Origin of the sequence: Neoroseomonas alkaliterrae (genome assembly GCF_014199195.1) — a bacterium.
Taxonomy (GTDB): Bacteria; Pseudomonadota; Alphaproteobacteria; order Acetobacterales; family Acetobacteraceae; genus Neoroseomonas; species Neoroseomonas alkaliterrae.
Genome location: NZ_JACIJE010000002.1, coordinates 279524 through 302927 on the forward strand (window position 1 = coordinate 279524; position 23404 = coordinate 302927).

General features: G+C 73.3%; 23 protein-coding genes. 7 read left to right on the plus strand and 16 right to left on the minus strand.

Annotation, left to right across the window (positions count from 1 at the left end; genetic code table 11):
• Positions 1 to 45 precede the first annotated feature (45 nt).
• Both mdoH and FHS88_RS04735 read right to left on the minus strand, forming a co-directional pair.
• A complete protein-coding gene (gene mdoH, locus FHS88_RS04730) occupies positions 46 to 1707 on the minus strand; it encodes a glucans biosynthesis glucosyltransferase MdoH (RefSeq protein WP_184481823.1) in 1662 nt (553 codons plus the stop codon).
• A 53-nt stretch (positions 1708 to 1760) separates the two neighbouring features.
• On the minus strand, positions 1761 to 2267 hold the full coding sequence (locus tag FHS88_RS04735; RefSeq protein WP_338146409.1) for a fasciclin domain-containing protein: 507 nt from the start codon (positions 2265 to 2267) through the stop codon (positions 1761 to 1763).
• A 187-nt stretch (positions 2268 to 2454) separates the two neighbouring features.
• Here FHS88_RS04735 and FHS88_RS04740 point away from each other — a divergent pair, with 187 nt between their 5' ends.
• From FHS88_RS04740 to FHS88_RS04750, 3 genes are read left to right on the plus strand one after another with little or no spacing between them, the layout of a single operon-like run.
• Entirely contained in the window at positions 2455 to 3879 is a 1425-nt protein-coding gene (locus FHS88_RS04740; RefSeq protein WP_246419447.1) for a LutB/LldF family L-lactate oxidation iron-sulfur protein, read from the plus strand.
• Positions 3879 to 4586: a LutC/YkgG family protein gene (locus tag FHS88_RS04745; RefSeq protein ID WP_184481829.1), complete on the plus strand. Its 708-nt coding sequence runs from the start codon at positions 3879 to 3881 to the stop codon at positions 4584 to 4586. Before FHS88_RS04740 ends, FHS88_RS04745 begins: the two co-directional genes overlap by 1 nt.
• Positions 4583 to 5113, plus strand: coding sequence for a Smr/MutS family protein (locus FHS88_RS04750; RefSeq protein WP_184481832.1), 531 nt, complete (start codon positions 4583 to 4585; stop codon positions 5111 to 5113). Before FHS88_RS04745 ends, FHS88_RS04750 begins: the two co-directional genes overlap by 4 nt.
• Before the next feature lie 51 nt (positions 5114 to 5164).
• On the opposite strand, the gene FHS88_RS04755 is transcribed toward FHS88_RS04750, so the two are convergent.
• The 5 genes from FHS88_RS04755 to efp all read right to left on the minus strand — a co-directional run bounded on the left by FHS88_RS04755 (position 5165) and on the right by efp (position 10602).
• Positions 5165 to 7027, minus strand: coding sequence for a peptidoglycan -binding protein (locus tag FHS88_RS04755; protein ID WP_184481834.1), 1863 nt, complete (start codon positions 7025 to 7027; stop codon positions 5165 to 5167).
• Positions 7028 to 7290: 263 nt separating this feature from the next.
• Positions 7291 to 8427, minus strand: a complete 1137-nt coding sequence (locus tag FHS88_RS04760) for a flagellar motor protein MotA (RefSeq protein WP_184481836.1) — start codon at positions 8425 to 8427, stop codon at positions 7291 to 7293.
• Positions 8424 to 8969, minus strand: a complete 546-nt coding sequence (locus FHS88_RS04765; RefSeq protein WP_184481838.1) for an OmpA family protein — start codon at positions 8967 to 8969, stop codon at positions 8424 to 8426. The genes FHS88_RS04760 and FHS88_RS04765 overlap by 4 nt, the downstream gene beginning before the upstream one ends.
• Positions 8966 to 9811 carry an inositol monophosphatase family protein gene (locus FHS88_RS04770; RefSeq protein ID WP_246419449.1) on the minus strand — a complete coding sequence of 282 codons (846 nt, stop codon included), beginning with the start codon at positions 9809 to 9811 and terminating at the stop codon, positions 8966 to 8968. Before FHS88_RS04770 ends, FHS88_RS04765 begins: the two co-directional genes overlap by 4 nt.
• 224 nt (positions 9812 to 10035) lie before the next feature.
• The gene (gene efp, locus FHS88_RS04775; protein ID WP_184481840.1) at positions 10036 to 10602 is read right to left on the minus strand and encodes an elongation factor P; all 567 of its coding nucleotides are present in this window, start codon (positions 10600 to 10602) and stop codon (positions 10036 to 10038) included.
• Between the two features lie 429 nt (positions 10603 to 11031).
• Between efp and FHS88_RS04780 the strand changes: the two genes are divergently transcribed.
• Both FHS88_RS04780 and FHS88_RS04785 read left to right on the plus strand, forming a co-directional pair.
• Positions 11032 to 11796 carry a 3-ketoacyl-ACP reductase gene (locus FHS88_RS04780; RefSeq protein ID WP_184481842.1) on the plus strand — a complete coding sequence of 255 codons (765 nt, stop codon included), beginning with the start codon at positions 11032 to 11034 and terminating at the stop codon, positions 11794 to 11796.
• Positions 11796 to 12230, plus strand: a complete 435-nt coding sequence (locus FHS88_RS04785) for a MaoC family dehydratase (RefSeq protein ID WP_184481844.1) — start codon at positions 11796 to 11798, stop codon at positions 12228 to 12230. Before FHS88_RS04780 ends, FHS88_RS04785 begins: the two co-directional genes overlap by 1 nt.
• Here the strand turns inward: FHS88_RS04785 and FHS88_RS04790 are convergent, their stop codons facing one another.
• The 7 genes from FHS88_RS04790 to FHS88_RS04820 all read right to left on the minus strand — a co-directional run bounded on the left by FHS88_RS04790 (position 12231) and on the right by FHS88_RS04820 (position 18265).
• Complete coding sequence (locus FHS88_RS04790; RefSeq protein WP_184481846.1) at positions 12231 to 13010, minus strand: potassium channel family protein; 780 nt, start codon at positions 13008 to 13010, stop codon at positions 12231 to 12233.
• A 3-nt stretch (positions 13011 to 13013) separates the two neighbouring features.
• Positions 13014 to 13913, minus strand: a complete 900-nt coding sequence (locus FHS88_RS04795; protein ID WP_184481848.1) for an NAD(P)-dependent oxidoreductase — start codon at positions 13911 to 13913, stop codon at positions 13014 to 13016.
• A 122-nt stretch (positions 13914 to 14035) separates the two neighbouring features.
• On the minus strand, positions 14036 to 14914 hold the full coding sequence (locus FHS88_RS04800) for a 3-hydroxybutyryl-CoA dehydrogenase (protein WP_184481850.1): 879 nt from the start codon (positions 14912 to 14914) through the stop codon (positions 14036 to 14038).
• Positions 14915 to 15066: 152 nt separating this feature from the next.
• Positions 15067 to 15990 carry an electron transfer flavoprotein subunit alpha/FixB family protein gene (locus FHS88_RS04805; RefSeq protein ID WP_184481852.1) on the minus strand — a complete coding sequence of 308 codons (924 nt, stop codon included), beginning with the start codon at positions 15988 to 15990 and terminating at the stop codon, positions 15067 to 15069.
• A 2-nt stretch (positions 15991 to 15992) separates the two neighbouring features.
• On the minus strand, positions 15993 to 16742 hold the full coding sequence (locus FHS88_RS04810; protein WP_184481854.1) for an electron transfer flavoprotein subunit beta/FixA family protein: 750 nt from the start codon (positions 16740 to 16742) through the stop codon (positions 15993 to 15995).
• Between the two features lie 99 nt (positions 16743 to 16841).
• The gene (locus tag FHS88_RS04815; RefSeq protein ID WP_184481856.1) at positions 16842 to 17036 is read right to left on the minus strand and encodes a twin transmembrane helix small protein; all 195 of its coding nucleotides are present in this window, start codon (positions 17034 to 17036) and stop codon (positions 16842 to 16844) included.
• Positions 17037 to 17056: 20 nt separating this feature from the next.
• Complete coding sequence (locus FHS88_RS04820; protein ID WP_184481857.1) at positions 17057 to 18265, minus strand: MFS transporter; 1209 nt, start codon at positions 18263 to 18265, stop codon at positions 17057 to 17059.
• A gap of 586 nt (positions 18266 to 18851) precedes the next feature.
• On the opposite strand from FHS88_RS04820, the gene FHS88_RS04825 reads away from it, so the two are divergent.
• On the plus strand, positions 18852 to 21041 hold the full coding sequence (locus tag FHS88_RS04825) for a mechanosensitive ion channel family protein (RefSeq protein ID WP_184481859.1): 2190 nt from the start codon (positions 18852 to 18854) through the stop codon (positions 21039 to 21041).
• Positions 21042 to 21252: 211 nt separating this feature from the next.
• Here FHS88_RS04825 and FHS88_RS04830 read toward each other — a convergent pair whose 3' ends face one another.
• Entirely contained in the window at positions 21253 to 21957 is a 705-nt protein-coding gene (locus FHS88_RS04830; protein ID WP_184481861.1) for a pseudouridine synthase, read from the minus strand.
• Between the two features lies 1 nt (position 21958).
• Here FHS88_RS04830 and FHS88_RS04835 point away from each other — a divergent pair, with 1 nt between their 5' ends.
• Positions 21959 to 22855 (plus strand): PfkB family carbohydrate kinase, encoded by an 897-nt coding sequence (locus FHS88_RS04835; protein ID WP_184481863.1) that lies wholly within the window; start codon positions 21959 to 21961, stop codon positions 22853 to 22855.
• A 58-nt stretch (positions 22856 to 22913) separates the two neighbouring features.
• Here FHS88_RS04835 and FHS88_RS04840 read toward each other — a convergent pair whose 3' ends face one another.
• Positions 22914 to 23369: a helix-turn-helix domain-containing protein gene (locus FHS88_RS04840; RefSeq protein WP_184481865.1), complete on the minus strand. Its 456-nt coding sequence runs from the start codon at positions 23367 to 23369 to the stop codon at positions 22914 to 22916.
• Positions 23370 to 23404 lie beyond the last annotated feature (35 nt).

Sequence of the window (23404 nt, forward strand, 5' to 3'; positions counted from 1 at the left end):
CGCGCGACACCGCGGCATGGAGCCGCAGCCGCGCGGCGCCGCCGCTCATGCGCCGATCTCCTCCGGCATGGCGCAGATCCGTCGCTCCCGCAGCCAAGCCGAGACGCGCGGATCGGCGCTCAGCACCGCGAAGGGGATGGCGAGCAGCAGCGAGGCCAGCACCGGCAGGGCCAGCAGCAGCGCGAGGGGCGAGACCTGCATGAAGCCGAGGCCCAGCACCATGCCGGCGAGCGTCGGCGCACGGAACTGCCGCGCCGCGTCGGACCAGGCCACGCCGCGATCCGAGCGGTTTTGCGGCGCCCAGCCCACGCGCAGCCCGAAGGGCAGGGCGAGCAGGAAGAGGGACTGCGCCATCAGTCGCGCCGGCTCCATCAGCGTGGTGAACAGGATCTCCGCGCCCGCGCCGCGCGCGACGGCGCCGCGCCCGCCATAGGCCCGAGCCATGCCGCGGTCGAGGAACAGCTCGGCATAGCCGGCGAGCTTCGGCGCGTAGTGGCACAGCCAGGTCGCGAGGAGCAGCGCCACGAGCCAGCCCATCGGCGTGCCCTCGGCCCCGCCCGTCAGGCCGTTCAGCGCGGCGAGCACCAGGATGGCGCACCACAGCGGCGCGCCGGCGAAGAGCAGCATGGCCTGCACGAGCTGCCAGCGCGCCATCCAGGTCTGGCCCGGCAGGCGCAGCAGCGCGAGATACTGCATGTTGCCGCCGGCCCAGCGCAGGTCCCGCGTCACGAAATCGCCGAAGGTGGGCGGGTTGGCCTCGCTGCTGCCGGCATCGTCGGGCAGCACGCGCACCTTCCAGCCGGCGGCGGTCAGGCGCGTCGCCTCCACCTGGTCGTGGGAGAGGATGCGGCTGCCGTCGGGCAGCGGCGGCAGGCGGCAATGCTCGCGGAAGGGGGCGATGCGGATGACGGCGTTGTGGCCCCAATAGGGGCCTTCGTCGCCCTGCCACCAGGCCTGGCCGGTGGCCCAGACGCGCATGCCCTGGCGCATGCCGAACTGGAACAGGCGCGGGAAGGCGGCGGTGGCCGGGCGGCCGTGGATGAGCTGCTGGACGATGGCGAGTCTCGGGTCCGCTTCCAGCACGGCGACGAGGCGCAGCACCGCCTCTGGCGTCATCTCGGAATCGGCGTCGAGGCAGAGGAAATGGTCGAGGCCCCCGGCATGGTTGTCGAGGAAGTCCATGACGTTGCCGGCCTTGAAGCCCTCGTTGCTCGCGCGCCGGCGGTAATGGGCGTCGGCACGCCCGGCGGCGAAGGCGCGGAAGGCGGCTTCCTCGCTCTCGGCCGCCGGACCGGCCGGCGTGTCCGACAGCACCCAGAGTTCGAACCGGCCGGCCATGCCGCGCGCGGCCAGCCCGTCCATCAGCCGGCCAAGCGGGGGCAGCACCGCCGCCATGTCCTCGTTGCGGACGCAGATGGCAATGGCGGTTCGGCCCTCGGGCGGCGGCGGGCGCGCGGCGCGGAGCTGCGGCAGCACGGCGGCGACCGGGTCGCGCGCGAGGAGCCGTATGCCGAGGCCGATCAGCGCATTGGCGGCGGACAGCGCGCTCCAGGGCACGGTGCCAAGGAAGCAGAGCAGGATCAGCCCGTCCCAGAGGCTCCAGCCGCCACCGCCCAGCACGAGGACGGCCAGCCGCAGGAGGCCCGCGGTGATGGCCAGCGCCAGGAGGGCGAAGAGGATGCGGCGGAGCAGGATCGGTTCGGACACGGCTGGGTTCTAGGCCCCGCCTGCGGCCGGATTGCGACCGCCCCGCGGCTGCGTCAGGCCGGCACCAGCACCGCGCCGACGACGTGGATGACGCCGTTGCTGCACAGGATGTTGGGGCGGATGATGCTGCCCGAGGCGCCGGAGGGCGCCGCGCCCGGCCGCGCCGCCTGGATGCGCGGCTCGTTCGGCGTGCCGCCGACCACCCGGATGTCGATGCCCGACAGCATGCGCACCCGGTTGCCGCGCGCGGCGATGTCGGGCGTGCGCAGCCGGCCCGCGGCGATCAGGTTCCGCAGCGCCGCGGGGTCGGCGTTGCGGAAGGCTTCCGGCGCCGCGCTCCAGGCGAGGTTCGTCGGCGCGAAGACCGTGTGCGGGCCGGGGCCGTTCAGCAGCTCGTCGAGGCCCGCGCGGCGCAGCGCGGCGCGGAAGCTCGACAGGTCGGACTGCGTGCCGAGCACGTCCATGATCGGGAAGCGCCCGTCCAGGGTGACGGGGGTTTCGCAGGCGGAGAGCAGCAGGGCGCCGCCACCGGCGGCGAAGAGGGAACGACGCGAGATCACCGGCGCATCTCCTTGTAACGGCGCGAATCGGGGCCCGGCGAGGGGTGGCGGCCTTTTCGCGCCCCGCGCGGCGCAGGGCAAGCCCCGCCTCTCGCCCCCCGCGGCGGCGGCGCGCGCGGCCCCTCTCGTGCGGCGGCGTTTCGCGCTACATCACCTCCATCCTTCGGCCACCGGATGCGAGGCTGCCTTGGTCCAGATCACCTCTCCCGCCTTCAAGCGCAACGCCGCGCGCGCACTCGGTGATGCCGGGCTGCAGAAGGCGCTGGGCAAGGCCAAGGGCGCGTTCCTGCAACGCCGCGCCGAGGCGGTGGCGCGGCTGCCGGAGTTCGAGGCGCTGCGCGAGATCGGGCGCGACATCAAGAACCACACCCTGGCCAATCTCGATGTCTATCTCGAGATCTACGCCGCCAATGTGGAACGCGCGGGCGGCACGGTGCACTGGTGCTCGACGGCCGAGGAGGCGCGCGCGGCGGTGCTCGAGATCTGCCGGAAGGCGGGCGCGCGCACCGTCACCAAGGGCAAGTCCATGATCTCGGAGGAGATCGCCCTCAACGACCATCTCGAACGCCACGGCATCACGCCGGTCGAGACCGACCTCGGCGAATACATCATCCAGCTCCGCGGCGAGCACCCGTCCCACATCATCGCCCCCGCCTTCCACCTCAACCGCGAGGACTGGGAGGCGGATTTCCGTCGGATGCACACCGACCTGCCGGCGGATCGCGTGTTCCACGAGCGCCGCGACATCCTCGCCGAGGCCCGCACCAAGCTGCGCGAGCGTTTCCTCGCCGCCGATGTCGGCATCACCGGAGCGAATTTCCTGATCGCGGAGACCGGCTCCTCGGTGATCGTGACGAACGAGGGCAATGGCGACCTGACGCAGACGCTGCCGCGCGTGCACATCGCGCTCGCGTCCATCGAGAAGGTGGTGCCGACGCTCGAGGATGCCTGCACGCTGCTGCGCCTGCTCGCGCGCTCGGCCACGGGGCAGGATTTCTCCGTCTACACGACCTTCTCCACCGGGGGGCGCCGGCCGGGCGATCTCGACGGGCCGGAGGAATACCACGTCGTGCTGATCGACAACGGCCGGTCGAACATGATCGGCACCGAGTTCCAGGAGATGCTGCGCTGCATCCGCTGCGCCGCCTGCATGAACCATTGCCCCGTCTATGGCGTGACCGGCGGCCATGCCTATGGCTGGGTCTATCCCGGGCCGATGGGCTCGGTGCTGACGCCATCCCTCGTCGGCGTGGACAAGGCTGGGCACCTGCCCAACGCCTCGACCTTCTGCGGCAAGTGCGAGAGCGTCTGCCCGATGAAGATCCCGCTGCCGAAGATGATGCGCCATTGGCGGGAACGCGAGTTCGAGCGGCACCTGACACCCGCCGCGGCGCGCCGCAATCTCGGCCTCTGGGCGTGGTTCGCGAAGCGGCCGGGGATGTATCGCCTCGCGACCCGCGCGGCGGTGGGAGCGCTGCGGCTGCTCGGCCGTGGCAAGGGCGCCTTCCGCTCGCTGCCGCTGGCCGGCGGCTGGACGGCCGGGCGCGACCTGCCGGTGCCGGAGGGCGGCACCTTCATGGCGCGCTACGCGCGGATGCAGCGGGGGCGGTGATGAGCAGGGACGCCATCCTCTCCGCCATCCGCCGCGGCCTCAGGCGCGGGCCCCTGCCGGCGGACCAGCGCGCCATGATCGAGGGCCGCCTCGCGACGCATCCGCGCCACCTCATCCCCGCCCGATCGCGCCTGCCGCGCGCGGAGCAGGTGGCACTCTTCATCCGCAACGTGGAGAAGGAGTTCGGCACCGTCGCGCGCGTTCCCGGCGCGCAGGATGTGCCCGCCGCGGTCGCCGACTACCTGGCGGCGCAGAACCTGCCCTCGCGCTTCGCCCTCGCGCCGCATCCCGAACTCACGGGCCTGCCCTGGTCATCGCGCCCGATGCTGGAATTCGAGGCGCGCCGCGCGCAGCCCAGCGACGCCGTCGCGGTGCAGCACGGCTTCGCGGCCATCGCCGAGACCGGGACGTTGATGCTGCCCTCGGATGCCGCGCGGCCGACCACGCTGAACATCCTGGCCGATACCGGCATCGTCGTGCTGCGCGCCTCGCGCATCGTCGGCGCCTACGAGGAAGCCTGGGACCTGCTGCGCGCGGAACGGCGCGACCCCGTCACCGGCGGCTTCATGCCGCGCAACGTGATGCTGGTGACCGGCCCCTCGCGCAGCGCGGACATCGAGCAGACGCTCGAACTCGGCGCGCATGGCCCGCGCCGGCTGCACATCATCCTGCTGGACGACGACCCGGCGGTGCTGCCCGCCGCATGACGCGCCGCCGCCCGCGTGGCCTGAGCGAGGCGGACCGCGCCCTGTGGCGCGCCTATGCGAAGGAGGTCGTGCCCCTGCCGGGCCGCGAACTGCCGCCCGAGCCCGAGGCGCCCCCGGCGGTGACTTTCGTCGCGGCGGTGTCCGCGCCTCGCCCCGCGCCGCCGCCGCTGCGCTGGACGCTGCCCGAGATCGCGGTGAACGCGCCGCCGCCGGGCCTCGATGACCGGCGCTGGCGCGACCTGCGGCGCGGGCGCATCCGCCCCGAGCGCACGCTCGACCTGCACGGGCGCCGCGCGCAGGAGGCGCATGCGGCGGTGCAGGCCTTCCTCGCCGACGCCTATGCCGATGGCCTGCGCTGCGTGGCGGTGATCACCGGCCGCGGCTCCTCGGCCGAGGGCGGCGTGCTGCGGCGGGAACTGCCGCATTGGCTGAACGCGCCGGATCTGCGGCGCATCATCCTCGGCGCCGCGCATCCGCACAGCGCGAATACGGGGGCGGTGCATCTGCTGCTGCGCCGGCGGCGCTAGCGCGGCGTTGGCGCCTCGCTCGGGGGCGCCTCGCGCGCATCCCGCCCGCGCTCAGCGATCCGTCAGCCGCAGCTCGATCCGCCGGTTGCGCGCGAGCGCGGCCGGGCCATCCCCGGTGTCTATCGGCTGGGTGTCGCCGAAGCTCGTCGCCGCCACGCGGTTCGCCGGCAGCCCCTCGGCGATCAGCAGCTGCGCCACCGCGATGGCGCGCGCCGCCGCCAGTTCCCAGTTGCTCGCGAAGCGCGCCGAGCGGATCGGCGTGCGGTCGGCATGCCCGTCCACCCGCAGCACCCAGCCGATGTCGGGCGGGATCTGCGGCGCGATCTCGAGCAGCACGCGCGCGAGGTCGCGCACTTGCCGCCGTCCCTCCTCGCTCAGCTCCGCCTGGGCGGGGGCGAACAACACCTCGCCCTGGAAGACGAAACGGTCGCCGACGATGCGCACCTCCGGCCGCTCGCCCAGCACCTCGCGCAGCCGGCCGAAGAAGTTCGAGCGGTAGCGCTGCAGCTCCTCGACACGTGCGGCCAACGCCGCGTTCAGCCGCTGGCCGAGCAGGCTGATCTGCGCGTCGCGATCCCGCCCCGCCGCCTCCTCCATCTCGAGCGCCGTGACGAGGCGCGCGATCTCCGCGCGCAGCGCCTCGACCTGTCGCGTCAGCAGCGCGACCTGGGCGCGCGCGCTGTCGGCGAGGCGCGTCTGCTCGGCCGCCTGCGCCTCGGCCGCGCCGGCGCGGCCCGCGGCCTCGGCGCGCAGCGCGTCGGCCTCGGCGCGGGCGCGCTCGGCGGCGGCGATGCGTTGCGCGGCCTCGCGCTCGGCCTGCTCGCGCGCGCGCTCGGCCGCGGCCTGCACGGTCGCGGCCTGGCGCGCGATGTCCTCGGCGCGCTGGCGCGCCTGCTCGGCGGCGGCGGCGCGCGAGACCGCCTCGCGCATCGCGGCCTCCGCATCGCGGCGCGCCGCCTCGGCCGCGCCCGCGCGCTGGGCGGCGGCGCGCGCCTCGGCCTCGGAGGCGCCCGCACGGGCCCGGGCCTCGGCGGCCGCCTGCTCGGCGCTGCGTCGCGCGCGCTCGGCCTCGGCGGCCGCCTGCTCGGCGCCGCGGCGGGCGCGCTCCTCCTCGCCCGCCCGCGCCAGCGCGGCCTGCGCCTGCCGCTCGAGCTCGTCGCGCAGCGCCGTCAGCGCCTGCACCTGCTGGTTCAGCCGGGCGAGATCGGCCAGCCGCGCCTCGATCGTCTCGCGATCCACCGCGACCTGGCGGTTCAGCGCGGCGGCCTCCGCGCGGAGGCGTTCGAGTTCCGCCCGCGCGGCCGCGAGCTCCGCCGCCGTCTGCTGCGCCTGGCGCTCCAGCGCCGCGCGCTGCGCCTCGGTCTGCTGCAGGCCGCGCCGCGTGTCCGTCAGGTCGCGCGTGGTGCGCGCCACGTCGCTGCCGATCGCCTCGGCGCGCGCCAGCGCCTCGGCCAGTTGCCGCTCCAGCGTCGCCACACGGTCCGCCGCGCCCCGCCCCGCCACGCCGAGGTCGGAGAGCCGCGCCGCCAGCCGCTCCTGCTCGCTGCGGGCGAAATCGCGCTCCGCGGCCAGCCTGTCGCGCTCCTCGCGCAGCAGCCCGAGCGAGCGCAGCGCCGCATCGCGCGCCGCCGCCGCCGTCGCGAGTTCCGCCGTGGCGCGCGCGAGGCCCGAGCGCAGCTCCTCGGCCTGGCCGCGCTCCAGCGCCAGCAGCTCCGCCAGTTCCGAGACCTGCCGGTTCAGCCTCTCCAGCGCCCGGTCGCGCGAGGAAAGCGCGACCGAGAGGAAGCCCTGCGCCAGCACGAAGACCAGCAGTACGAAGATGATGACCATGAGCAGCGTGGACAGCGCATCCACGTAGCCCGGCCAGGCATCGAGCCCGTTCCGTCCCCGCCGCCGATCCGACGCGCCTGCCATGGTGACTCAGGCGCCCAGGGGTGACGCCAGGGGGGCGCCGCCCCCCTGGACCCCCCGCCAAGGGCCGAAAGGCCCTTGGAACCCAGAACTCGGTCGGGGATTCCGGGGAGGGGGCATGAAGCGAGCCTGGCGATTGGGGCTCCTGTCGAGCCCCCTCCCCGGAAGCCCCGATGAAAACCGGTGTCCAGAGGCCTTTCGGCCTCTGGCGGGTGGGTGCGGGAGGGCAGCGCCCTCCCGCGGCACGCCGGAGCCCATCCGCGCCGTCACCGCGGCTGCTCCTCGGCGATCGCCGCGATGGTGCGGGTCAGGATCTTGATCTCGTTGCGGATCTCGTTGGTCGCCTGGGTGCGGCCCTGGGCCACTTCCTCGACCAGGCGCGCGAGGTAGATCTCGAGGTTGCGGATGTGGCTGCGCGTCGCCTCGTCGATCGCGCCCGCATTCTGCGCGTCGGCGAGCTTCGCGAGGGCGAGGGTGATGGTGGACTGCCCCTCGGCGACGCGCACCATCACCTGGTTGTTCGCGCGCATCTGTTCCGTCAGGACGGTCAGGCGCTCGGTCAGCGTCATCATCGCCTGGGATGTCGCCGCGCGGCCTTCCTCGCCGCGCTGCAGGATGTTCTGCAGCCCTTCGAGGTTCTCCGCCGTCTGCTCGAGCAGCGCGTTCACATAGGCGGGGATCGAGCCGTCCCCGTCCTGCCCGGCCACGCCGGAGGACAGGCGCGTCAGCCCGGCGAGCCATTCCTCCAGCTCGTTGGTGAAGCGGTTCTGGGCCTGGCCCGCGGTGAGGTCCATGAACCCCAGCACCAGCGCGCCGGCGAGGCCGAGCATGGAGGTCGAGAAGGCGGTCCCCATGCCCTCGAGCGGCCGCGCGAGCCCGGTCTTGAGCTGGTTGAAGAGCTGGTTCACGTCCCCCGAGCCGACCGACATGCCCGCGATCACCTCGGCGACCGAGGAGATGGTCAGCAGCAGCCCCCAGAAGGTGCCGAGCAGGCCGAGGAAGATCAGCAGCCCGGTCATGTAGCGCGACAATTCGCGCGATTCGTCGAGGCGCGAGAGGATGCCGTCCATCACCGAGCGCATCGCGATGGCCGAGAGCGAGACGCGCTCGCTCCGCCGCGCCGCGAGCATCGAGGCCATGGGCGCGAGCAGCCGCGGCTGCACCGGCGCCTCCGAGCCGCGCACCGCGCGGAACCCTTCGAGCCACGCCACCTCGTGCCGCAGGGAGAGCACCTGCCGGAGGTTCCACACGATGCCGAAGCCGAGCACCGCGACGATCACGGAATTCAGCACCGGGTTGGCCGCGAAGGCGTGGCGGAGCTGCTCGAACAGCAGGGTGGCGACCAGCACGACCGCCGCCAGGAACCCCAGCATCCGCCACAGATAGACCATCGGCTGCGTCATCGGCCCCGCGCCCCGCCATTCGCGCTCGCGACACCGGGGGGCAGCACGTCCACGAGATCCGCCCCGGCGGCGAGCCGACCCAACGGGCGCAGATCGATCCGAGTCGCGTCCAGCCCTCCGGCGACCAGAGCCGCCTTGACCGCCTGCGCGCGCGCGAGCGAGGCCCGCCGCGCCGTCGAGACGTCATCCGCAGGCCCCGCCACCTGCGCCTCCACCGTCACGCGCCCGGCCGGCAGCGCCGCGAGGCGGGCGCCGAGGGCGCGCAGCGCCTGCTCCACCGCCGGGTCGAGCCGCTCCGAGGCCAGCCGCAGCCGCACCGCGCCCGAGGGCAGCGCCTCCATCCCCGGCGGGGCGGGCGGCCCCGCTTCGGGCAGGGAGGGCGCCACGGGCGCACCTTCGGGGGCGAGGCGCGGCGGCGCGGGCGGCGCCGGGGCAGGGTCGGGCAGGGGCGGGTCTGCCGGCGCGTCCTGGCCGCGCGCCGGCCGGGCGAGCACCAGCCCGGCCAGCACCGCCCGCCGCGCGAGGCCGCCCGCGCCCCTCATCCGCCCGTCCGCGCCTTCACCGCGGCGATGCCGTCCGCCACCACCTCGCGCAGCCGGGGCTGCAGCGCCTGGTTGCCGGCGACGACATGGCCCGAGGCGTAGGGGTCGCCGCCCTCGGGGTCGGTCACGAAGCCGCCCGCCTCGCGCACCATCACGAGGCCCGCAGCGATGTCCCACTTGTTGAGGCCGAGTTCCCAGAACCCGTCGTACCGCCCCGCCGCGACCCAGGCGAGGTCGAGCGCGGCCGAGCCGAAGCGCCGCACGCCGGCCACCTGCGGCATGATCCGGTGCAGGATGGCGCTGAACTCCGCCTTGCGCGGGACGCCGCCGAAGGGGATGCCGGTGGCGAAGACCGCCTCCCGCATCTCCCGCCGCGCCGAGACGCGCAGCCGCCGGTCGTTGAGGAACGCGCCCACGCCCTTCTCCGCCCAGAACAGGTCGTCCGAGGCCGGGTTGTAGATGACGCCGGCCACCAGTTCGGTGCGTTCCGCGTCCAGGCGCTTCTCGATGCCGACCGAGACGGCCCAGTGCGGAATGCCGTGCAGGAAATTGGTGGTGCCGTCGAGCGGATCCACCACCCAGCGCCATTCCCAGCCGTCATCGCCCGAGGCGCCGGATTCCTCCATCAGGAAGGCGAAGTTCGGCCGGGCCTTGGAGAGTTCCTCCTTCAGCGTCTGCTCGGCCCGCAGGTCGGCGGTGGAGACGAAGTCGGAAGGGCCCTTCACGCTGACCTGGAGCTGCTCGACCTCCCCGAAATCCCGCAGCAGCCGGCGGCCCGCCTTGCGCACGGCGGTGACGACGACCTGCATCGCAGGCGACAGGCGCGGGGAGACGGGGGGCATGACAATACGGTCCTGGGGCGAAGGATGAGAAAGAGCGGGGGGGAGGGGTAGCGGAGGCAGGGCCAGGGGGCCAGCCCCCTGGAACCCCCGCCGGGGGCGTGCGTGCCCCCGGACCCGCGGGAACGGGGGCGCCGGGCCAGGAAGGGCCGCGGGCGGCGCCGGGGCTCGGCTGCCGCGAGGGCGCGAAAGCCAGGGCCGCGCCGGGGACCGAGGCCGAGGGACGCCTATTTCGCGCGTTCGTAATAGGTCCCGTCGGCGGTCTTCACGACGATCTTCTCCCCCGCCGTGATGAAGGGCGGGACCATCACCTTCACGCCGTTCGACAGCACGGCCGGCTTGTAGGAGGAGGAAGCGGTCTGGCCCTTCACCACCGGATCGGCCTCGACCACCTCGAGCGTCACCGTCTCGGGCAGGTCCATCGAGACGGGCTCGCCCTCGATGAGCTTGACGTTGACCGTCATGTTCTCCTGCAGGAAGGGCAGGCGGTCGCCGAGGATGTCCTTGGGCACCACGGTCTGCTCGAAGGTCTCGGGGTCCATCAGCACCAGGTTGTCGCCGTCGGCGTAGGAGAAGGTGAACTCCTTGTCCTCGGTGGTCAGGCGCTCGACCGTGTCGGCGGTGCGCCAGCGCTGGTCCTTCTTGGCGCCGGTCTTCACGTTGCGCATCTCGACCTGGATGACCGCGGCACCCTTGCCCGGGATCATGATGTTCTGCTTGAGGATGGTGTAACGCTGGCCTTCGAACTCGATGACCATGCCGGCACGCATCTGGTTGGCTTGCATCTTTGCCATGGGGGCGTCCTGAAAAATGCCTTGAGGGGCACATGCGGAATGCGCCCGAGGGTCGCGGGTTTAGGCGGATGCGCGGCATCAGGCAACGCCGGGGCGATGCCCCCTGACCCTCGCCAGGCCGCATGATGGTCCGAAGGGACGGCCCCATCCGGCAGCGGCCCCGCGATCCCGGCACGGGCCGCGCGCCGCCACCTCGGCCATGGGCGCCGCGTTCCCGGCGCGTGCCCATGGCCGCCCGGCCGGGGAGCGGCGCAGGACGCCCGCTGCGCCGCCCCCGCGCGTTCCCGCTCCGGTTCCGGCCCGTCGCGGATCGGGCTACGGTTCCGGAGCGCCGGCGGAGCGGCTCCGCCGTCCCGCCGGGAACACGCCGGCCCAGGCCGGCACCAACCAGACCCCGGGGGGAAGGATCATGGCGAGGGAACAGTTCCGGTGAGGCCCGCGGCACTCGTCACCGGCGCGCGGCGCGGCATCGGGCGCGCGGCCTGCGTCGCGCTGGCCGGGAAGGGCTTCGACATCGTCGGCGCCGACATCAGCGAGGAGGGCGCGGCGGAAACCCGCGCGGGCGTGGAGGCCGCGGGTCGGGACTTCGTCTTCGTCAAGGCCGACATCGCCGATGTCGCGGCGCATGCGGCGCTGCTGGACCGCGCCTGGAGCGCCTTCGGCGGCCTCGAATGCCTGGCCAATGTGGCGGGCGTGCAGGTGGCGGTGCGCCAGGACATGCTGGAGACGACGCCCGAATCCTGGGACCGGCTGCTCGACGTGAATGCGCGCGGGACCTTCTTCCTCTCCCAGGCGGTGGCGAAGCGCATGATCGCGCCGGGCGCACCCGCGCGCGGGCACCGCTCGATGTGCTTCGTCTCCTCGGTGAACAGCGTCATGGCCTCGCTGAACCGGGCGGAATACTGCGTCTCCAAGGCCGGGGTGACGATGATCGCGCGGCTCTTCGCCTTCCGCCTCGCCGATCACGGCATCAACACCTACGACATCCAGCCCGGCGTCATCCGCACCGAGATGACGCGCAACGTCTGGGACAGCTACGGCGCGCAACTCGAGGCCGGCCTCGCGCTGATCAAGCGCTGGGGGGAGGCGGAGGACATCGGCCGCGCCATCGCCACGCTCGCCTCCGGCGCCATGCCCTATTCGACCGGGCACTCCTTCCCGATCGACGGCGGCATGCTGATGCCGCGCTTCTGATGGGCGCGCTGCGCTTCGACGCGATCGAGCCGGGCCTCGTCTTCGAAACGCCGGGCATCACCGTGACCGAGGGCCACATCCTCGGCTTCGCAGGCCTGACCGGCGATTTCTACGAGATCCACATGGACGACGACTACGCGCGCGCCCTCGGCTATCCGGGGCGCGTCGCGCATGGGCTGCTCGGCCTCGCGCTCTGCGACGGGCTGAAGAACCGGGCGGAGACGCGCTTCGCGGCGATCGTCTCGCTCGGCTGGCGGTGGAAGTTCTCGGGCCCGATCCTCGTCGGCGACCGGATCGCCGCGGAGGTGCGGGTCGCCTCGAAGCGGCCGACCCGCAAGCCGGACCGCGGCATCGTCACCCTCGCCTTCCTGCTGCGCAACCAGAAGGGCGAGACGGTGCAGGAAGGCGAGAACGACCTGATGGTCTGGCGCTGATCAGTCCCGCCCCTCGTCGGGGATGTTGAGCAGCGTGCCGCAGGCCTTGCAGTGCACGGCATCCGGGTCGTGGCGCTGCAGCCCGCAGGCGGGGCAGGGAAAGCGCACCTTGCGCGGCCTGAACAGCGAATGCGCGAGGCGGAGGAACAGTGTGACCCCCGCGATCATGATCATGACCGAGATCATCCGCCCCGTCGTGCCCTCGAGCGTGATGTCCCCGAAGCCCGTCGTGGTCAGCGCGGTGACGGTGAAATAGAGCGCATCCGCGTAGTGGTTGATCTGGTCGTTGCCGCGGTGCTGCGTCTCGTAGACCAGCGCCGACATAACGAAGAGGAAGACGACCAGATGCGTGGCCGCGAGGAACACGTCCTCGTGGCGGCGGAAGAAGCCGAAATCGTCGCGCAGCGTCGCGAGCATCCGGTAGGAATGGATCAGCCGCAGCGTGCGGAAGATGCGCAGGAAGCCGAAACCCTCCCCCGCCAGCGGCGCGAGGAAGGAGGCGATGGCCACGACATCCGCGAGCGAGGCGAGGCGCAGCGCCTCCCGCCCCGGCCTTCGGCTGCTCGTGATTCGGGCGATGAACTCGGTCAGCGCGACGATGCCGATCGTCACGTCGATGACGCCGATCACTGGCCCGCGCGGCAGGAAGGAGCTGGTGATGACGAACAGCACCGTCGCGAGGTCGAAGGCGAGCACGCCATAGCGCCAGGCGCGCGCATCCGGCGCGGTGCTGTAGTAGAGGTGGTGCAGCCGCGCGCGCAGCGCCGACGGCCCGGCCATGCGTCAGTCCTTCACGCCCGACAGCTCGGCCACCAGCGCGCCGAGGCTCGCGCAGTCCTCGCCCCCGCGGCCGGAATTGACCAGCGCCTCCATCATCTGCGCGGCGAGCGCGGTGGCGGGGGCGAAGACGCCCTGCTCGCGCACCGCGCCGAGGGCAAGGCGCATGTCCTTGCGCATCAGCTCCGCGCGGAAGCCCGGCTTGAAGTTGCGCTCGAGCATCCGCTTCGCATGGTTCTCGAGCACGAAGGAGCGCGCCGAGCCGCCGAGCAGCGCCTGGCGCATCAGCGCCGGGTCGAGGCCCGCCTTGCGTCCCATGGTCAGTGCCTCGGCCGCGGCCATCATGGCCGCGACGATGATGAGCTGGTTGCCCGACTTGCAGATCTGCCCCGAGCCCGCCGGGCCGAGCAGCGTGATGGTCCTGCCCACCGCGTCGAACACCGCGCGCGCGGCGGAGAAGCCGGCATCGCTGCCGCCCACCATGCAGGTGAGTGTTCCGTCGATCGCGCCCTGCGGCCCGCCGGAGACCGGGCTGTCGAGCAGGATCACGCCGCGCTCGGCCGCCCGGCGCGCGAACTCGGCGGCGGATGCGGCGGCGATGGTGGAGAAGTCGATCACCACCGTTCCCGGTGCGGCGCCGTGGATCACGCCTTCCTCGCCGAACAGGACCTGCTCGACATCCGGCGTGTCGGGCACGCAGAGGCACACGCAGGCCGCGCCATCGGCGGCGTCCTGCGCGGTCGGCGCCCATTCCGCGCCGGCGGCGAGCAGCGGCTCGGCCTTCGCCTTGCTGCGCGTGGACACGGTCAGCGCGAAGCCGGCCTTCATGATGTTGGCCGCCATGGCGGCGCCCATGACACCCATGCCGATGAAGGCGACGCGGGCAGGTGGGGTGATGGGTGTCATGCTGGCGCGCTCCGTTCCGACGGCGCGATTCATGACGCGCCCCGAGCCCGCCGCCAAGGTGCTGGTTTCCAAGGGCCTTTCGGCCTTTGGCGGGGGTGAAGGGGGCGGAGCCCCCTTCGGCGTCAGCGCGTCGGCGTCGGCGGGTTCGTCGAATAGTCGTAGAACCCGCGCCCGGATTTCCGCCCGAGCCAGCCGGCCTCGACATACTTCGCGAGCAGCGGGGAGGGCCGGTACTTCGGATCCCCCAGCCCCTCGTGCAGCACCTTCATCACGCTCAGCAGCGTGTCGAGGCCCACGAAATCCGCCAGTTCCAGCGGCCCCATCGGGTGGTTGGCGCCGAGCTTCATGCCCTCGTCGATCGCGCGGACGTCGCCCACGCCTTCCATCAGCGCCTGGATCGCCTCGTTCAGCATCGGGCAGAGCACGCGGTTGACCACGAAGCCCGGCCAGTCGCCGGCGGCCACGGGGGTCTTGCCCAGGCGCTTCGCCAGCGCCTCGACCGAAGCGGCGGTCGCGTCATCGGTGGCGAGGCCGCGGATGATCTCCACCAGTTTCATCATCGGCACCGGGTTGAAGAAGTGCATGCCGATGAAGCGCGCCGGGCGGTCGGTCGCCGCCGCCAGCCGCGTGATGGGAATGGAGGAGGTGTTGGAGGCGAGGATCGCATCCGCGCGCAGCTTCGGCGTCAGCGCGGCGTAGATCTTCCTCTTGATGTCCTCGTTCTCGGTCGCGGCCTCGATCACGATGTCGCAGTCGCCGAAGGCGTCGTTGGTCGTGGTCGTGGCGATGCGGGCGAGCGCGGCGGCCTTGTCCTCGGCCGTGATGACGGCCTTCTTCACCTGCCGGTCCATGTTGCCGGAGATGGTGGCGAGCGCCTTCTCGAGCGCGGCCTGCTGCACGTCCATCAGCACCACGGGTAGGCCCGAGAGGGCCGCGACATGCGCGATGCCGTTGCCCATGAGCCCGGCGCCGATGACGCCAACCTTCGCGATCTCAGCCATGCGATCCTCCAGACAGGAAAAACGGGGGGAGAAGGGAACTTCTCCCCCCGCGCCCCCCTCAACCTTCTTTGGAACCTGGAGACTGACGGCGGCGGCCGGTGCCAAACGACAAAGAAGGGAGGGGGTTCGGGGGAGGTTCTCCTCCCCCGAGCCTACTTCGACAGCTCGGCTTCCAGTTCGGGCACCGCCTTGAACAAATCCGCCACCAGGCCGTAGTCGGCGACCTGGAAGATCGGCGCCTCCTCGTCCTTGTTGATGGCCACGATGACCTTGCTGTCCTTCATGCCCGCGAGGTGCTGGATCGCGCCCGAGATGCCGACGGCGATGTAGAGGTCGGGGGCGACGATCTTGCCGGTCTGGCCCACCTGCATGTCGTTCGGCGCGTAGCCCGCATCCACCGCGGCGCGGGAGGCGCCGACGGCGGCGCCGAGCTTGTCGGCCACCTTCTCGATGATGGCGAAGTTCTCCGCACTGCCCATCGCGCGGCCGCCCGAGATGACGATGCGCGCGGCCGTCAGCTCGGGCCGCTCGGACTTCACGATCTCTGCGCCGAGGAAGGTGGACAGGCCCGGATCGGCCGCCGCCGGCGCGGCCTCGACGGGCGCGGAACCGCCCTCGGCAGGCACGGGGTCGAAGGAGGCGGCGCGCACCGTGATCACCTTCTTCGCATCGGCCGACTTCACGGTCGCCATCGCATTGCCCGCGTAGATCGGGCGGACGAAGGTGTCGGCATCCACCACGCCGGCGATGTCGGAGATCACCTGCACGTCGAGCAGTGCGGCGGCGCGCGGCATCACGTTCTTGCCAGCCGCCGAGGCCGGCGCCAGCAGGTGCGAATAGCCCGGCGCCAGCGCCACCAGCAGCGCGGCCAGCGGCTCCGCGAGCACGGGCCCGCCCTCGGCGGTCAGCACCTTGGCCACCCCCGGCAGCTTCGCGGCCGCCGCGGCCGCGGCGGCAGCCCCTTCGCCGGCGACCAGCACATGCACCTCGCCGAGCTTGCCGGCGGCGGCGACGGTGGAGCGCGTCGGCTGGGTGACGGCGCCGTCCTTGTGGTCGGCGAGAACGAGAACGGCCATGGTCAGATCACCTTCGCTTCGGTGCGCAGCTTCTCGACGAGTTCCTGCACGGAGGCCACCTTCTTGCCGGCCTGGCGCTTCGGCGGCTCCTCCACTTTCAGCACCGTCAGCCGCGGCGTCACGTCCACGCCGAGGTCGGCGGGCTTGACCGTCTCGATCGGCTTCTTGCGCGCCTTCATGATGTTGGGCAGGGAGGCGTAGCGCGGCTCGTTGAGGCGCAGGTCGGTGGTCACGATCGCCGGCAGCTTCAGCGAGACGGTCTCGAGCCCGCCATCCACCTCGCGCGTCACCTTCAGGCTCTCGCCGTCCTTCTCGACCTTGGAGGCGAAGGTGCCCTGGCCCCAGCCGAGGAGGGCGGCCAGCATCTGGCCGGTGGCGTTCATGTCGTCGTCGATCGCCTGCTTGCCGAGGATGACGAGCTGCGGCCCCTCCTTCGCGACGATCGCCTTCAGGATCTTCGCGACCGCGAGCGGCTCCAGCACGCCGTCATGCTCGACGAGGATGCCGCGGTCGGCACCCATGGCGAGGGCGGTGCGGATCTGCTCCTGCGCCGCCGACGGGCCGGCGGAGACGGCGACGATCTCGCTCGCCACGCCCTTCTCCTTCAGGCGCACGGCTTCCTCGACCGCGATCTCGTCGAAGGGGTTCATGGACATCTTGACGTTGGCCGTCTCGACGCCGGTGCCGTCCGCCTTCACGCGGACCTTGACGTTGTAGTCCACCACCCGCTTGACGGGGACGAGAACCTTCATGACGCGACCGTGTGCCTTCTCTCTTGGGCGCACGGCCCGGCCGCGCGCAGGTGGCGGAAAATACGGGGGCGGTCCGGGCGCGGCAAGCGCGCCCGCCCGCTACTGGCGCAGCAGCATCATCAGGATGGCGAAGAGCGCGACCGCGGTGAACTGCAGCCCGATTCGCCAGCGCATCAACACGTTGGAGCGGCGCGAGCCGCCCTCGCCGCCCGACATGCCGAGCACGCCCGCGATCACCACGCCGAGCGTGGCAAGCATGGCGATGGCCACAAGGACCGTCAGAACCGTCGTCATGGAGGGCACCTAGCCCATAATCACGGCTTTGCAACACCCCCGGCGGCGCGGGCCAGGAATGCGCCGATGAGGGCGGTTGCCACGCAGAAGGCGAAGCCGAGCGAATAGCCGCCCGAGGCCTGCACCATCGCCGAGAACAGCGGCGGCCCCACCAGCATGCAGGCGCCGAAGACGAAGCCCGCCGCCGCCGTGGTCGCCCCGACCTGTCCCGCGGGGGCGAGGCGCGCCGTCTCGGCCAGGAACACCCCGTTCCAGCCGATCGCCGTCGCCCCCATGCCGATGCCCGCAAGTGTCAGCAGGAACCCCGGCCAGCCCGGCCCGGCCAGCAGCAGCGCGGCGCCCGATGCGGCCGCCGCGACGCCGAGGCCGGCGAGCACCGGCGCCGCGCCCACCCGGTCCGCGACCAGCCCCCAGACGATGCGCCCGACCACGCCGGCAGCCTGCGCGAGCGCGAGGCGGAACCCGGCCTCGGTCAGCGGCACGCCGAGCGCCTCGACCTGGAACACCACGAAGAAGGAGGAGAAGCAGAACTGCGAGATGCCGTAGAGCGCCGACATGATGGTCAGCCGCCGCAGCACCGGCAGGTGCCGCAGGATCGCGAGGCTGCCCAGCGCCGAGGCCCAGACCGCGCGCAGCCGCGCGAGGCTCGCCGAGCGGTCGCGGTCGGCATCGAGCGCCGCGCGCAGCGGCTGCAGCGCCAGCGCGGAGGCCACCAGGAAGGCCGCGACCGCCAGGATCCCCGCCCGCCAGCCATAGGCCTCGGCGATCAGCGGCGTCACCGCCGCGATGAGCATCGCGCCGGCCGGCACGCCGCACTGCTTCAGGCTGAAGATCAGCGACCGACGGTTGGCCGGCGCCCGCTGGGCGAGAAGGTGGCTGCCCGCAGGCGTCACCGGCCCGTGGCCGAGGCCGCAGGCCAGCGCCGAGACCGCCAGCGCCAGCGGATGGGCCACCACCGAGAGCGCCAGCGCCACCCCGCAGAAGACGAGGCCCAGCTGCAGCACCCGCATCCCCCCGAGGCGGCGGATGAAGGCCCCCGCGAGCGGCCCCGAGACCAGGGCCCCGCCATAGACCAGCGCCGTATGCACCCCGGCCAGCGCGGCGGGGATGCCGGCCTCGGCGGCGATCGCCGGGGCGAGCACCGGCACCGCGAGGAAGACGCCCATGCCCGCGAGATGCACGCCGAGCAGGGCCAGCATCACGGTCCAGACGGAGGGGGAGGAGGTCATGTTGCGGCGCAATGCTGGACCCGGACGGCTGGGGCGGCAACCGCGCGGGCGACTTGACCCGACCCGGCCGGATGGGGTCCCTGCCGGCATGATCCGCTCGCGCCGGCTCCTGTTCACGTTCCTGTGTGGCCTTCTCCTGCTGCCGCTGGCCTTCCCGGCGGCGCAGACGGCGCCCTCCGCCCCCGTGCCGGCCACCGCCGGGGCGGGGCCGTCCGCGCCGGGCCGCGCCCCGCAGCCCGCCGCCGCCCTGCCGCCCGGCGAGGCCGAACGCCTGCTCCGCCTGCTGCAGGACGAGGCGAGCCGGGCGGAGTTGATCCGAACCCTCCAGGGCCTTGCCGCCGCCGCGGCCACGGTGCCGGCCGCGCCGCCGGCCCCCGCCGCGGCCGGTCCCGCGCCACCGCCCGGCGCGCCGAGCCCGCCGCCGGCCGCCGCCGGGCCGACGCCGCCCCGCGCCGCCCCCGCCCCGGTCCCTCCCCCGGCGGCAGCCGGCCCCACGCCCCCGCCTGCCGCCGCAGGCCCTGCGCCGAGCCCCCCGCCCGCCGCCGCGGGGCCGCCCCCCACGCCACCGCCGGCGGCGGCAGGGCCTATGCCCGCAGCCCCCCCTTCCGCCGCCGGGCCTGCTGCGCCGCCCGTCGCCGCCGGTTCCGCGCCCGGTTCCGCGCCCGCCGCGGCCGGAGCGGCGCCGGCCGGCCCCGCGCCCGCCCAGGCGGCGAACGGTCAGGCCCCGGCCCAGCCAGCCCAGCCCGCGGCGCCGGAGATCCTCGCCCCCAACACGCTCGGCGCGCAGCTTCTCCAGGGCGCCTCGCAGCGGCTCTCGGGCCTGTCGGAGCAGCTCGTCGTCACCGTGCAGGCGATCGCGGACCTGCCCTCGGTCATGCGCTGGATGTCGTCCGTGGCGCGGGATCCGGTGACCCAGCGCCGCGTGCTGGATGCGGCCTGGAAACTGGTCCTGGTGCTTGGCCTCGGCCTTCTCGCCGAATGGGCGACAGCGCGCGCCCTGGCGCGCACGCGCGATGCGCTCGACGCCCGCGCGCCGGAGGAGGGCGAGGCCTTCTCCCGCCTGCGCCGCGTGCCGCTGGTCGTCGCGCGCCTCGGTCTCGACCTGCTGCCGATCGCGGCCTTCGCCATCGTCTCCTACGGCCTCGTCGGCGCGGTGCGCCCGCTGCCCACGACCGAGGTCGTGCTGCTGACGGTCAACAACGCCTACATGGCCTCGCGGGCGGTGATGGTGGCCTCGCGCATGCTGCTCTCGCCCGCCTCGCCGATGCTGCGGCTGCTGCCGGTGGGCGACGAGACGGCGGCCTACATCACGGTCTGGCTGCGCCGCATCACCGTGGTGCTGGTCTTCGCCTATGCCACCGCCGAGGCCGGGCTGCAGTTCGGCCTGCCCTGGAGCGCCTACGATTCCATCCTGCGCGTCTCGCTGCTGCTGGTGACGCTGTTCCTCGTCATCGTCATCCTGCAGAACCGCACCCATGTCTCGGACGCGCTGCGCGCTCCGCCGCTCGAGGAAGGGGCGCGACCGGACGGGACGCGGCGCTTCATGCGCGCGGTGCGCGACCGCGCGGCCGATGTCTGGCACATCCTCGCCATCGCCTGGCTGATCGCGGCCTGGGGCGTCTGGGCGCTGGAGGTGCAGGGCGGCTTCTGGCGGCTGATCCGCGTCTCGCTGGTCACGCTGCTGGTGCTGCTCGCGGCCTGGGTGGCGGACCTCGCGATGCGGCGCGGCCTCGCCCGCGCCTTCCGCATCCGGCCCGAGCTCGCGAGCCGCTATCCGGGGCTCGAGGCGCGCGCCAACCGCTACCTGCCGATGCTCAAGGGCATCTTCTCGGCGATCATCGCGCTGGTCGCGGGGCTGCTGCTGCTCGAGGCCTGGGGTCTCGAGGCCTTCTCCTGGTTCGGGCAGGGCAAGCTCGGCAGCCGGCTGGTCGGCTCGCTCGCCTCGATGGGCCTGACCGTGCTGGTCGCGATGGCGGCGTGGGAGGCGGCCAATGCGGCGATCGAGCGGCACCTCCAGCAGCTCTCGCGCGATGCCAAGGCGGCGCGCAGCGCGCGGGTGCGCACCCTGCTGCCCATGCTGCGCACGGTGCTGATGATCACCATCATCGTCATCGTCGCCTTCGTGATCCTCACCGAGATCGGGGTGAACGTCGCGCCGCTGATCGCGGGTGCCGGCGTCGTCGGCATCGCCATCGGCTTCGGCTCCCAGACGCTGGTGCGCGACGTCATCACCGGCGTCTTCCTGCTGTTCGAGGACGCGATCGCGGTGGGCGACGTGGTGCAGGTGGGTGGCCTCTCGGGCGTGGTGGAGCAGCTCTCGATCCGCTCCATCAAGCTGCGCGCGCAGGACGGCAGCCTGCACATCGTCCCGTTCAGCGCGGTGACCACCGTGACCAACATGACGCGCGACTTCGCCTTCGCCGTGCTCGACGTGAGCGTGGCCTACGGCGAGGACACCGACCGCGTGACCGAGGTGCTGAAGGAGGTCGCCCAGGGCATGCGCGAGGACGTGAAGTGGCGCCCCGTGATCCGCGACGACCTCGACATCCTGGGCGTCGAGCGGCTGGCCGATTCGGGCGTGGTGATCCGCGTGCGCCTCAAGACCGACCCGATCCAGCGCTGGGCGGTCGCGCGGGAGATGAACCGCCGGATCAAGCGGCGCTTCGACGAACTCGGCATCGAGATCCCGTATCCGCACCAGAAGCTCGTCATCAGCCGCGAGCAGGACCACCACCCGGCCGAGCCGCCGCGCGCGGAGGCGCAGGCGAAGGCGTGATGCCGGGCTGTTCCGGGCGGTCGGAAGGCACGACCGTCCGGCCATCGGCATCGCGCGTGGGGCTGGCGGGTTGGCCGCGCGGTGACGGGAGGGTGGCGGGTGAGCCTCCTTGAGCCGGGCATGACGCGCGTCCGCGCCTCTTCCGCCGGGCATCGGCGCGGGCCTTCGCGCAGGGGCCGGCCGGCGCAAGGCGCGCCTGGGCCCGCCGCGATCAGGCGCCGTCCCAGCCGCAGGCCATCAGCGCCGCGCGCATATGCGGCGGAACCGGCGCGGTCGCGGACAGCAGCGGGTCGAGCGGCAGCGCGATGGCGCGCGCCAGCAGGTGCAGCCCGCCCTCCGCGCCGCCGCCATAGAGCGCATCGCCGAGGATCGGCCAGCCCATCGCCGCGCAATGCACGCGCAACTGGTGCGTGCGGCCGGTCTCGGGCCGCAGTTCCAGCCAGGCCAGCCCCTCCGCCCGGCCGCGCAGCAGCCAGCGCGTCAGCGCCGCCTGCCCGTCCGGATGCGCCTCCATCCGCCAGCCCTGCGCGGCGCTGCTGCGCTTGCGCAGGGGCAGGGCGATGCTTCCCTCCGCCCCGGCCGGCCCGCCGCGGACCACCGCCCAATAGGTCTTCTCCGCCGCGCCGCGCGCGAAGAGGGCGCCGAGCGCGGCAAGCGCGGGCTTGGTGCGGCCGAGCACCAGGCAGCCCGCCGTATCGGCATCGAGACGGTGCGCCGGCTGGGGCAGGTGCCGCTTGCCCATGCGCAGTGCCTCCAGCCAATCCTCGAGCGAGGCGCCGCCGCGCGGCCCGCGATGCACGGCAAGCCCGGCCGGCTTGTCGAGCACCATCGCATCCTCGCGCAGCAGCAGGATGCGCGCGGCGATCGCGGGCGGGATCTGGCACGGCGGCCCCGCTCGTGGGAGCCTGCGGCGCATCATGTCGGATCGTCCTCTCGTCATCTGCCTCGGCAACGTGGTCGCGGACCATACCTTCCGGGTCGAGGACATACCCCAGCCGCCGGCCAAGATCCCCGCGCGCGGCTACAGCATCGGCGCCGGCGGCATGGCCGCCAATGCGGCGATCGCGGTGGTGCGCCTGGGCGGCCGCGCCGCCTTCTGGGGCCGCGTCGGCGACGACCTGAACGGTGCGCCGCTCGCCGAGGCGCTGGAGGCCGAAGGCGTGGACGTCTCGGGCCTGCGGCGCGTGCCCGGCGGGCGCACCCCGGTGGGCGCGGTGCTGGTGGACCCGAGGGGGGAGCGGACCATCATCTCCTTCCGCGGCTCGGGCCTGGGGACCGACCCCTCATGGCTGCCGCTCGGGCGGATCCGCGAGGCCGGGGCGCTGTGCTGCGACCCCCGCTGGCCCGAGGGCGTGGCCGCTGCCGCCGCCGCCGCGCGCGAGGCCGGCGTGCCGGTGGTGCTCGACGGGGAGCGCAGCGAGACGCGCATCCTGGTGGACCTGGTGCCGCGCGTGGACCATGCGGTGTTCTCGGTCCCCGGCCTTGCCAACTACGCGCCTGGCTGCTCGCCGGAGGAGGGGCTGCGGCGCGCGCTCGCCTCGGGCCCCGTGAAGGTGGCGGCGGTGACGCAGGGCGAGAAGGGCGTGCTCTGGCTCGCCCCCGGCATGGAGAAGCCGCGGCGCACCCCCGCCTTCCCGGTGGAGGCGACCAACACCACCGGCGCGGGGGACGTGTTCCACGGCGCCTATGCGCTGGCGATGGCCGAGGGCATGGACCTCGAGGCCGCGATGCGATTCGCCTCGGCGGCGGGCGCGCTGCGTGCGCGCGATGGCGCGACGCCCGACCGCGCGATGGTGGAGGCGCTGCTGCACTGAAGAGAGGCGCGGCCGATTGCACCGCGCTGCGAGACCGCCGGGGTGCGGCGGCCCGGCGCTATTCGGAGGGCGAGAGCGTCTTGATCAGGTCGAAGACGCGCTTGCGCACGGAGGGGTCGGTGATCCGGTAGTAGGCGCGCACGAGTTCCAGCGTCTCGCGCCGGTGCAGCGTGTCGTCCTCGAAACCCTCCTGGCCCTCGGCGAAGCCGAAGGCGGCCCCGCGCGAGCGCGTGACGGCATTGCCGCCGAGCTCGGCCGACATGTCGTCGAAGAAGAAGCCGATCGGCACGTCGAGCACGCGGGCGAGGTCGAAGAGACGGCTCGCGCCGATGCGGTTCACGCCGCGTTCATACTTCTGGATCTGCTGGAAGGTGAGGCCGAGCGCCTCGCCCAGCTTCTCCTGGCTCATGCCGAGGAGGGTACGGCGCAGCCGCACACGCGATCCGACATGGACGTCGATCGGGCTCGCGCGGTGCTCGCGTTCGACCCGCTCCATTCCATCGTCGTTCGGCATCAACGCCTCCACAGCTTCGCCAGACATCTGACCCT